Origin of the sequence: Neoluteolibacter marinus, assembly GCF_014904755.1 — a bacterium.
Taxonomy (GTDB): Bacteria; Verrucomicrobiota; Verrucomicrobiia; order Verrucomicrobiales; family Akkermansiaceae; genus Haloferula; species Haloferula marina.
The window spans coordinates 18,677-28,346 of record NZ_JACZFQ010000004.1; the positions used below are offsets into that span (position 1 = coordinate 18,677).

8 protein-coding genes are annotated in these 9,670 nt (G+C 66.8%); 3 read left to right on the forward strand and 5 right to left on the reverse strand.

What is annotated here, in order from left to right:
• Positions 1 to 19: 19 nt before the first annotated feature.
• Positions 20 to 1,690 (reverse strand): RNA polymerase sigma factor, encoded by a 1,671-nt coding sequence (locus tag IG178_RS01135; protein WP_193210650.1) that lies wholly within the window; start codon positions 1,688 to 1,690, stop codon positions 20 to 22.
• A gap of 93 nt (positions 1,691 to 1,783) precedes the next feature.
• Positions 1,784 to 2,458: a superoxide dismutase gene (locus IG178_RS01140; RefSeq protein ID WP_193210656.1), complete on the reverse strand. Its 675-nt coding sequence runs from the start codon at positions 2,456 to 2,458 to the stop codon at positions 1,784 to 1,786.
• A 139-nt stretch (positions 2,459 to 2,597) separates the two neighbouring features.
• Here IG178_RS01140 and IG178_RS01145 point away from each other — a divergent pair, with 139 nt between their 5' ends.
• Both IG178_RS01145 and IG178_RS01150 read left to right on the forward strand, forming a co-directional pair.
• Positions 2,598 to 5,327, forward strand: coding sequence for an AAA domain-containing protein (locus IG178_RS01145; RefSeq protein ID WP_193210651.1), 2,730 nt, complete (start codon positions 2,598 to 2,600; stop codon positions 5,325 to 5,327).
• Between the two features lie 76 nt (positions 5,328 to 5,403).
• Positions 5,404 to 5,799 carry a hypothetical protein gene (locus IG178_RS01150; protein ID WP_193210652.1) on the forward strand — a complete coding sequence of 132 codons (396 nt, stop codon included), beginning with the start codon at positions 5,404 to 5,406 and terminating at the stop codon, positions 5,797 to 5,799.
• Between the two features lie 87 nt (positions 5,800 to 5,886).
• On the opposite strand, the gene IG178_RS01155 is transcribed toward IG178_RS01150, so the two are convergent.
• Both IG178_RS01155 and IG178_RS01160 read right to left on the reverse strand, forming a co-directional pair.
• A complete protein-coding gene (locus tag IG178_RS01155; protein ID WP_193210653.1) occupies positions 5,887 to 7,011 on the reverse strand; it encodes a Gfo/Idh/MocA family protein in 1,125 nt (374 codons plus the stop codon).
• Between the two features lie 14 nt (positions 7,012 to 7,025).
• On the reverse strand, positions 7,026 to 7,922 hold the full coding sequence (locus IG178_RS01160) for a sugar phosphate isomerase/epimerase family protein (RefSeq protein ID WP_193210654.1): 897 nt from the start codon (positions 7,920 to 7,922) through the stop codon (positions 7,026 to 7,028).
• Positions 7,923 to 8,146: 224 nt separating this feature from the next.
• On the opposite strand from IG178_RS01160, the gene folP reads away from it, so the two are divergent.
• The gene (folP, locus tag IG178_RS01165) at positions 8,147 to 9,013 is read left to right on the forward strand and encodes a dihydropteroate synthase (protein ID WP_343225904.1); all 867 of its coding nucleotides are present in this window, start codon (positions 8,147 to 8,149) and stop codon (positions 9,011 to 9,013) included.
• Here folP and IG178_RS01170 read toward each other — a convergent pair.
• Positions 9,010 to 9,670, reverse strand: a 661-nt coding sequence (locus IG178_RS01170) for a hypothetical protein (RefSeq protein WP_193210655.1), incomplete at its 5' end; no start/stop codon positions are given. The two genes, folP and IG178_RS01170, sit on opposite strands and share 4 nt — an antisense overlap.

Genomic DNA, 9,670 nt, shown 5'->3' on the forward strand with positions numbered 1-9,670 from the left:
TGATCGGCTGGCGGGGGGATTACTCCGCCGCCCGCTGCGCTTCGCGGGCTTTCCGTTGCTGTTCCATGAGCGGGCCGAGGTCCTGCAATCCGCCCACGCCTTCCATCATGCTCTTGATGCCGGTGGTGAACTTGCGCGCCGACTCGATGGTGGTGTCGAGCTTCTCCAGCTCCATCGCCGGCAAGTTGGAGATGCCGCGGGTGTCGCCCTGTTCCGCCTGCTGGGCCTCCTTTTCGGCCAGCGTGGCGTCCAGCTGCTCGCTTTGGCCGTCGTCGAGGATTTTCCCGAATTCGTTGCGGAAGGTCTCCTCCTCGAGCGGCGGGCGGCCGCGCATGTTCTGGCGATCCAGCGGGTTCAGCAGTCCCGGGAGATCCTCGCCCGAGGAAACCTGGAGTTGCTTGTACTCGTCCTCGGTGATTTCGCCGCGCGTGTAAGCGTCGCTGGCCAGCATCAGCTGCATCAGCGCGGTCGGGTCCTTCTTGAGCTTGCCGATGGTGTCCTTTGCTCGCTCGATCTCCCGCTTCTGGAAATCGGCGTAGAGATCGATGGCCTGTTCCTGCTGATCGTCGGTGAGGTTCAGGTCGTTGACGATGCCGCCGAGCCCGCGCTTCATGGCTTCGCGGGGGCCGCCGAAGGCATTGCCGAGCTCGCCGGAGGTCGCCATTTCACCCATCTCCACGGCGTCTTCGATCAGGCTGATCACATTGCCGGCGACATGCTTCGAGAGGTTGGTGCGGGCCTCCCCGTAAGTGGCGACGAATTCGGGATTCTCGGCCGGGTCGCGGGGACGGCTGCGGGTGGTCTTGGCATCGGCCGATTCGACCGGGGCAAGTCCGGCGGAGGGCGAGGAGCCTGTTCCGGTTGCTTTCTCCGGGGCGGAGGCGGTGGTGGCGTTCTCGGTCTGTCGGCTCTGGTTCAAGGCCACCATGCCTCCTCCGGCGAGGAGGAGAACGGCGGCACCGGCGGTGATGGCGGTTTTCTTGGTCATGATGATGGCGAGTGTGGTGAGGGAAGTGGTGCCGCCGGCGGTCGAGGCGGCGAGGGCTTTGGTGGCGAGGCTTGCCGCCGATGGGGCGGCGGCCTGGGCGTCGGCGTGGAAGCCGGCGAGCATGATGGCACCGAGCGAGCCCCCGGCCTCGCAGCCGCGGCGGGCGAGCTGGCGGCGGAGGCGTTCCGTCGCGCGGTTGAGTCGCTTCTGGGCGGCGTCGGTGGCGATTCCCAGCGCGGCGGCGACCTCGCGCACGCTGAGCGAGCGGTAGAAGCGCAACAGCAGGGTTTCGCGGTCCTTCGAGGAAAGGGCGGCCAGCGCCTCGTCGAGCACCGGTTGCAGGTGCTTCCAGGCATCGGCAGGCGGGCCCTGCGGTTCGGTGTCCATGTGCGTGCGCAGGAGTTGGCGTTTGCGGGTTTCCCGCTGGTGGAGGCGGAGCAGGTTTTTCGCCTGCCGGACGGCGGTGAGGTGGAGCCAGCCGGCGATCGAGGCGCGCGAGGCGAGCGATCGCGCCTTGCGGGCGAGCGTGATGAAGGTGAGCTGGGACGCTTCCGCGGCGAGGGTCTCGTCGCCACAAGTCCGCCGGGCCGCCATGTTCACCAGTCCGGCGTAGCGCGCCACGAGGGCGTGGAACGCCGGCTCGAGCTGGCGGTCGAGCCAGTCGGCGAGGAGTTCGGCGTCGGAGGGTCCGGAGTCCGGCATGTTCTTCTCTCTACTGTCGTGTCAGCCGGATTTGCGGACATAAAAATCGCGCGACACCGGGATGCCGCGCGATTTCCGGGGAGCACCGGATACTCAGGCCGCCGCAAAACGACGCGAGGCTTCCTTCCAGTTCACCACCTTCCAGAACGCGCCCACATAGTCGGCGCGGCGGTTCTGGTAGTTCAGGTAATAGGCGTGCTCCCAGACATCGATGCCGAGAATCGGGGTGCCGAGATCGCTGTCGTGCACGATGCCTTTCATCAGCGGGTTGTCCTGGTTCGGGGTGCTGACGACCTTCAGCTTCTTGTCCTGGACGATCAGCCATGCCCAACCGGAGCCGAAACGCGAACCCGCGGCATCGGCGAAGGACTTCTGGAAGTCGTCAACCGAGCCGAACGCGGACTTGATGGCCGCCTCGAGGTCACCCTCGAGCTTCCCGCCCTCGCCTTCGGGGGCGAGCATCTCCCAGAACGCGCTGTGATTCCAGTGGCCGCCCCCGTTGTTGCGCAGGGCGGTGCGGAGTCCTTCGTCGGCGACTGCAGGGAGGGCCGAGACGAGATCCTGCAGTGATTTTCCTTCCAGCGCGGCGTTCCCCGCGATGGCCGCGTTGAGCTTCGCAACGTAGCCGGCGTGGTGCTTGCCGTGGTGGATCTCCATGGTCCGGGCATCGATGTGGGGCGCCAAGGCGTCAAACTTGAAGCCAAGGTCGGGGAGGGAGAAGGCGGCTGCGTTTTCCTCCTGGGCGAATCCGCGCGAGGCCAGTGCCATGCTGCCGGCGGCGGAGAGCTTCACGAAGGAACGGCGGTCGAATCGGGGTGCATTCATCGTGGCGAAGATAGGCAGGACCGGTGCCGGCACAAACGGAAAGCGGCTCGCCGGCCCGGTTGGGATCTGGAATCGTGGCCGGGTGAACACGATCAGCGACGCGGAAAGGCCGGGATTGGCTCCGGTTTTGTCGTGGTTGCGCGACTGCCTGGCGGAAGATCGTGCGGGCAAAGGGGTGGGCAATGTCTTTGCGGCAACGGTCAAGGCGCGGAGGTTTCTGGAAGGGGAGGACCGGACGACCGGGGTGCCGACCTGGCTGGTCGATCTGCCTCCGGGCCTGGCCAAGGCGCTGGCGGACAAGGCGGCACTTTACCGCCGCGAGTGCGCGTTTTTTCTCGGCGGCCCCTTTCTCACCGGCCGTATCAAGGGGCGCGAGGTCGCGGCCCCGGTGCTGCTGTGGCCGGTGGAGGATGGCTTGCAAGGCGGCACGTTCACGATCGACTCCCAGGGCTGGCGCTTCAATCCGGCGCTGATGGATTTGCTCGAGGCGCCCGATGGCTGGGAAGCCTCCTGGTCGGCGCGGATCGAGGCTGCGCTTGATGCGGGAGCGGCAACGGCCACGGCCGCCGAGGCGGTGACGGCCCTGGTGGCGGGGCTTGATCCGTTGGCGCTGTTGAGGGCCCCGGGGCTGGCAAAAGGCGCGGAGCTGAAGACGGCCGCCAAGCGTGGCGGCATCGAACTGCACGCGGCCGCGGCCCTGATGCTGGTCGAGCGATCGCCGAACGTCCGCGGGGTGCTTGACGAGATCGGCCGCATCACACGCGGTCCTCTGTTGAAGGGGTCGCCATTGGCGAGCTTGTTCGGGGAGGCCGTGCCCAAAGCCGGCACGAAATCGGCCTGCCAGGTGGAGAACGTGCCGGCGATCCTTTCCGCGGCCCAGGAGAAGCTGGTGACGGCCGCGGCGTCGCAGCCGGTGACGGTGTGCCACGGGCCGCCGGGCACCGGGAAGACCTTCACCCTGGCGGCCGCAGCGATCGAGCACGCGGCGCGGGGCGAGGCGGTGCTGGTGGTTTGCCGCAGCGAGAAGGCCGCGGACGTGATGGAGCGCGCCATCGACCGCCTGGCCGGGAGTCCCGACCTGAGCCTGCGGACCGGCAGCCGGCGGGCGGTCAAGAAGCTGCGCGAGCAGATCGACCTGCTGCTCGGCGGCGCGGAGGGAGAAGTCGACCCGGAGGTCTTCAAGCAGGCGGACCGGGCGCTGAGGCGCGGGCTGGCCGCGCTCCGCCGGGAGACCCGTGAACTCGAGTCCGGGCTGGTGCGGGCGCGGTCCAACGGCCGCTGGTTCGATCCGCCCGGCGAGCCCGTGTGGTGGCAGCGGCTGCGGCGCTGGATGGGGGAGCGCCAGGTGGCGGCATCGCCCTTGCTGATGGATTCGGCGTTGCGCCTCGCGGAGCTGCAGCAGGAACGGATCCGCCTGGCCCGCGAACTGGGACTTGCCCGGCACCGCCGGACGCGCGGCGAGCTGTTGGACGATCCCGTTCATCGCAAGACCCTGAGGGCCTATCGCAATGCGCTGCGGCGCCGGACCAGCGGCGCTTGGGAGCGCGATCTGGCCGCGATCGACCCGGCGCTGCTGTCGCGGCTCTTCCCCCTCTGGATCGTCGAATCGGACGACGTCCATCGCGTGCTGCCCCTGCAGCAAGAGCTCTTCCCGCTGGTGGTCATCGACGAGGCCAGCCAGTGCGACCTGGCGTCGCCGGTTCCGGCGATCCATCGCGGGCGACGGGTCCTGATTGCTGGAGATCCGCAGCAGCTGAGGCACGTCACTTTCGTCCCGGAAGTCCGGCTGGGAGCCTTGGCAGAACGCCACGGAATCCCGCGGCAAACCCGCGAGCGCCTGCATTACCGGCGGGTCTCGCTGATCGATGCGGCGCTGGACGCGAGCGATGCGCTGCACTTCTTGTCGGAGCATTTCCGCTCCCGCCCGGAGCTGATCGCTTTCAGCAACCGGCGCTTCTATGGCGGCAAGCTGCAGGTGATGCGGGAGCTCGCCGAATCCGGGCCATGGCCCGCGGCGTCGATCCATCGGATCGACGGCGAACGCGACGACGGTGGCGTGAACCGGCGCGAACTCGAGGCCGTGGCGGAGTTCCTGTCGAGCTGGTTGGAGGAGGCCGGCGAGTCCGGGTTGCGCCCGAGTGTCGGCTTCCTGTCGCCGTTCCGGGCCCAGGTGGATGCCTTCGAAAGCGTCGTCGGCGGGCAGCTGGGGCCCGAGGCAATGGGCCGCTTGGTGCGCGACCATGACCTGATCGTTTCAACGGCCCACGGCTTCCAGGGTGACGAGCGCGACGTGATGGTCCTCTCGCTGGCGCTCACCGACAAGTGCCCGGTGGCGGCGCGGCGCTTCCTTGAGCGCGAGGACGTCTTCAATGTCTCCGTCACCCGGGCGCGTGACCGGGTGGTGGTCTTTTGCTCGATGGATCGCGGCCGCCTGCCCGGCGACTCGTTGCTGGCCGGGTGGTTCGCGTCGCTGGAACCGCAAGGCGGGCCGCGGGCCGACCCGGAGCGGTGTCGCTGGATCCGCGAGGTCGAGGCGCAGCTGGTGGCACAAGGCTGGCAATGTGAGACCGGACGCAGCGTCGGCGGCATCCCGCTCGACCTGTTGGTGGGCGACGGCCAGGGCAAGCGGATCGCGTTGGATCTGGTCGGCCAGCGCGGCGCGGCCGGCACCAGCGTCCCGCTGTGCGAGCAACTGCTGTTGCAGCGTGCGGGCCTGAGCTTGTTGCCGCTGGGCATCGACGAGTGGCGCGGCGATCCCGCCAAGTGCCTGGAGTCGATCCGGGAGAAGCTGGCCGGGAAGATATGCCATTGAGGGTTTTATTCCTGTGGTCTAGATGGAGTTCACCGGGTCGAAGTGACCGCGGTGATTTCTCCACCACGTCCGTCCCATGAACGAGTCATCCCGCCGTTTCACCCTCTTGGTCTGTTTGCTCCTGATCATCGCGGCGGTGATGTTTCTCTGGTGGGGAAGCGGGGCCGTTCAAAGCGGTTCGAGCGGGAGTGAAGCAGCGGATCAAATCGAACGTTCTGGCGGGAGTGCTGGCGCTACCCATGCAACAGCGCCATCGGGAGACGGACCCGGCGAGCCGGGCCTGGACACCAAATCCCGGCAACGCCCGGGAGCTGCCGAACTGGAGGAGCTCCGGCGCCAGCGCAAGCGCCAGGAGCTGACCGATCGCATGGCAGCGCTGAAAGAAGCCGGAATGGGCGACCGCCATCCGAACGTGGTGCAAACCCATGCCGAACTCGACGCGCTGGATGCGGCGGAGGCTGGCGGGAATTGAGTTCGCGGTGGTTCCGCCGGTAGCCAAAGAAAAAGGCACCCCGTCCCCGGGGTGCCTTTTGATGCGAGGTCGTTCTATCCTGGAAATTCAGCGCAGCGTCCACTCCGGCAGGCGGATGAGTTCGCCGCCCTTGAGCGCGGACTCGTGGGCAAGGATGCCGGTGCAGGTGATGTTCGCGCTTTCGACGGCGTTCGGATACGAATCCTCGCCGGTCTGGAGCATCTTCACGAACTGGTGGACGAGGTGCGGGTGGCTGCCGCCGTGGCCGGCACCCTGGACGAAGGAAAGGTGCTCCTCGCCGGTGTCGCCGCCGTAGACGCCGCCCTTGGTGAAGGCCTGGATTTCCTCCGGCAAATACTTCGCGAAGTCCGGGCACTCGACTTCCGAGGGGATCTCGGGTTCGGGCTTCTTGGCGGTGTGCATGACCAGCGGGCGGTGCTCGATGAGCGGCCACTCGACCGACTTCTTGTCGCCGTAAACCTCGATCGACTCGCGGTACTGGCGGGCGACGTCGAAGAGCGAGCGGTAGATGTGCGCCGAGACGTCGCTGTCCTTGAACTTCACGTGGGTGGTTTCCACGGCGAAGGGCGAGCCGTAGCAGGAGTGCATCTCCTCGCGGATGGTGCCGGAACCGAAGCAGGACACATACTCCGCTTCCGAACGCATCAGGCCGAGGGCCGGGCCGACGCAGTGGGTGGCGTAGTGCATCGGCGGCAGGCCCGGCCAGTAGCCCGGCCAGCCGTCCATGTCCTGCTGGTGGGAGGCCTTGATGAACTGGATCTTGCCGAGCTCGCCGTTGTCGTAGAGCTCCTTCATGAACAGGAACTCGCGGGCGTAGAGCACGGTCTCCATCATCATGTATTTGAGGCCGGTCTTCTGGACCAGTTCGACGATCTTCTTGCAGTCCTCGACGCTGGTGGCCATCGGCACGGTGCAGGCGACGTGCTTGCCGGCTTCCAGGGCGGCGATCGTCTGCTCGGCGTGGTTGGGGATCGGCGAGTTGATGTGGACCGCGTGGATGTCGGGGTCCTTCAGCAGCTCCTCGTAGGAGGTGTAGCGCTTTTCGATCCCGAACTTGTCGCCAACCTCGTCCAGCGTGGCTTGGGTCCGCTGGCAGATGGCATACATGTTCACGCCCTTGAGGCGCTGGTAGATCGGGATGAATTCGGCGCCGAAGCCGAGACCGACGATGGCAATATTGATGTCACTCATGAGTTTGGAGGAAGTTACTTGGATTCTGCGAGAGCGGGAGTCGCCGGGACGCGGGCGGTCTGGCCGAAGAGCTGGCGGAGGAACTCGAGGCCGCGGGTGGCGAACTCGTCTTGGGTCGGGGTAAAACGCTTCCAGATGCAGACCGCTCCTGCAAGGTCGCGGTTGTCCGGGGTGAAGGATTCGATGACCACGGCGCCGCCGTAGGCGATGTCGTCGAGCGCCCGGCGGAAATCCTGCCACGGGGTGAGGCCGGTGCCGGTGACACCGCGGTGGTTTTCGCTGACCTGGACGTGGATGAGGTCCTTGCCGGCATGGCGGATGGCATCGCCGATGTCGGACTCCTCGATGGTCATGTGGAAAGTATCGATCATCGCCTTGGCAGCGGGATGGTCGATGGCGCGGATCAGCCGGATGGTGTCCGCGGTGGTGTTGACGAGGTCGGTCTCGAAGCGATTGATCGCCTCGATGGCAAGCTTCAGTCCGCGGTTGCCGGCTTCGTTGGCGACCGTGCGGAGTTCCTTGGCGGCCAGGTCCCATTCGCGCTGGCGGTCATCGGGCGACAGCTGGCGCGCCTTGCCGACCTGGGCATACATCGGGCCGGCGATGAAGGGCGTGCCGAGCGCTTCGGCCAGGTCCATCAGGCGGGAAAGATAGGCCCGGGTATCGGCGCGAACCGACGCGTCCGGATTGGTAAGATCGCGACCTGGGCCGAAGGCACCGCAGAGGTAGGGCGTGAGCCCGGTCTCGGCGAGAACAGGTTTGATTTTGGCGGGGTCGACCAGGTCCGGGTCCTCGATAGGAAGTTCGACGGCCTCGAAGCCGAGGCGGGAAATGCTTCGCAGCAGATCGCCTTGATCGGAGGTGAAGGGCGATGTCCAAAGCCAGGTACTTGCTCCAAATGTGACGCTCATGGATTTGCTCCATGCTAATCAAAGCCCGGCATGTTGCTATGACGAATCTGGTCAACGCTGTGTATGATTCCTCGCGCAGCTCGGAGTCGTTGGTGCCTTGGCGACCGGTTGGGCTGTGATTCGCCATTATGCTTCGCGGATGTTCCCGTCGGCCCGGGTGCCCGCCGGTCCGCCGGCGGGGGATTTCGGTTTCCGCATCCGGGAAATCGGATCTAAGTCGGGGCGTGATCTGGAAACTGCCGTCCCGTGAGATCGTGTTCCCCCGCCGGCCGCTGCTGATGGGGATCGTGAACGTGAACGATGATTCCTTCTCGGGCGACGGCACGCTGGTGATCGACGACGCCCTCGAACTGGCCCGGCGCCAGGTGGAAGACGGGGCGGACATTGTCGACATCGGGGCCGAAAGCGCTCGGACCAACCGCGAGGCGGTGGAAGTCGCCGAGGAAATCCGGCGGTTCCGCGAGTTCCTGACGCGCTGGCCGGGTGTCGTCGCGGATGCCTCCCCGAAGGATGCCGGCCAGGTCTGGCCGCCGGTGGTTTCCGCCAACACCTGGCGGCCGGAGGTGGTGGGCGCGGTGCTGCCGCTGGGCGTGGAGCTGGTCAACGACATGGGCGGCTTGCCCGATGACCGCAACGCGCGCCTTTGCGCGGAGGCGGGGGCGTCGCTGCTGGTGATGCACTCGGTCGGCGAACCCAAGGTGCCTCATTTCCACCAGCAGTGGCAGGATGTGATGGCGGAGATGGAAGCCCACTTCGCGGCGAAGATCGATCTCGCGCGGAGTGCCGGCCTGGCGGAGGAGGCGTTGATCCTCGATCCGGGCATCGATTTCGCGAAGCAGCGGGACGACAACCTGCGGGTCTTCCGCGAGCTCGGGCAGTTGCAACGGTTCGGCCGCCCGGTGTTGGTGCCGGTGAGCCGCAAGACGGTGATCGGAGAGGTGCTGGGGATCGTCGATCCGGCGAAGCGCGACGCCGGGACCGTCGCCTGCATTTCCGCAGCGGTGACCCGCGGGGCCCAGATGCTTCGCGCGCACGACGTGCGGGCGGCGTGGCAGGCGGTGAAGATGCTGGAGGCGCTCGAACCCTCCTAGGGGGAGGTCCGGCTCTTCTCCAGCGCCGCCTTCATCTCGTCCATGTCAAAGAAGTCGTCGAGATCGTCGCGCTTTGAATTCTCCGCCCACCATTTCTCGGCGGCTGTCGGGTCCTGCTTGGCCAGGGTGTAGAGCATGACCGGCATGATGTCCTCGATCTCGGCATTCTCGGGATCGGCCAGGGCACGGGCGACGGTGTCGTCGAGGGCCTTGATGCCGTGGAGCTCGATCTCCCGCCCGGCGACCAGCAGGCCGGCGGTGATTTTCAAATTGTCGGCCTCGTAGCTGTCGTTGTTCTCGGGCAGGAGGGCGGGCCGGATTCCGGCGATCTCGTCGTCGTTGAGGCGGACCAGCGATTCGACCAGCTTGCCGAAGCGGGTAAGGTCGAAGAGCAGCAGTTCGCTCTCCTCGCCGTCCGGCAGGACGATGTCCTGCTGGTTCCACCGGTCGATCATTTCCCGGGTCAGGTCCACCGTCGGACTGCCGCTTGCCGCGGAAGCGACGGCGCGGCGCGGCAGGGGTTTCGAAGCCCGCGCCGTGCTTGGCTCCGGGCGGAATCGCGGGGATTTGGTCGCCGTGGCGGCGGCCTCGACGACGGCTTCTTTCTTTGCTTCGGCGGTACCGGTCCAGCGTCCGCCGAAGAAGCCGACGACGGCG

Excerpts from the sequence above, each read along its gene's own strand:
- IG178_RS01160 (WP_193210654.1), bottom strand. The coding sequence starts at position 7,922 with ATGAGCGTCACATTTGGAGCAAGTACCTGGCTTTGGACATCGCCCTTC.
- IG178_RS01135 (WP_193210650.1), bottom strand. The coding sequence starts at position 1,690 with ATGCCGGACTCCGGACCCTCCGACGCCGAACTCCTCGCCGACTGGCTC.
- IG178_RS01150 (WP_193210652.1), top strand. The coding sequence starts at position 5,404 with ATGAACGAGTCATCCCGCCGTTTCACCCTCTTGGTCTGTTTGCTCCTG.
- IG178_RS01155 (WP_193210653.1), bottom strand. The coding sequence starts at position 7,011 with ATGAGTGACATCAATATTGCCATCGTCGGTCTCGGCTTCGGCGCCGAA.
- IG178_RS01140 (WP_193210656.1), bottom strand. The coding sequence starts at position 2,458 with ATGGCACTGGCCTCGCGCGGATTCGCCCAGGAGGAAAACGCAGCCGCC.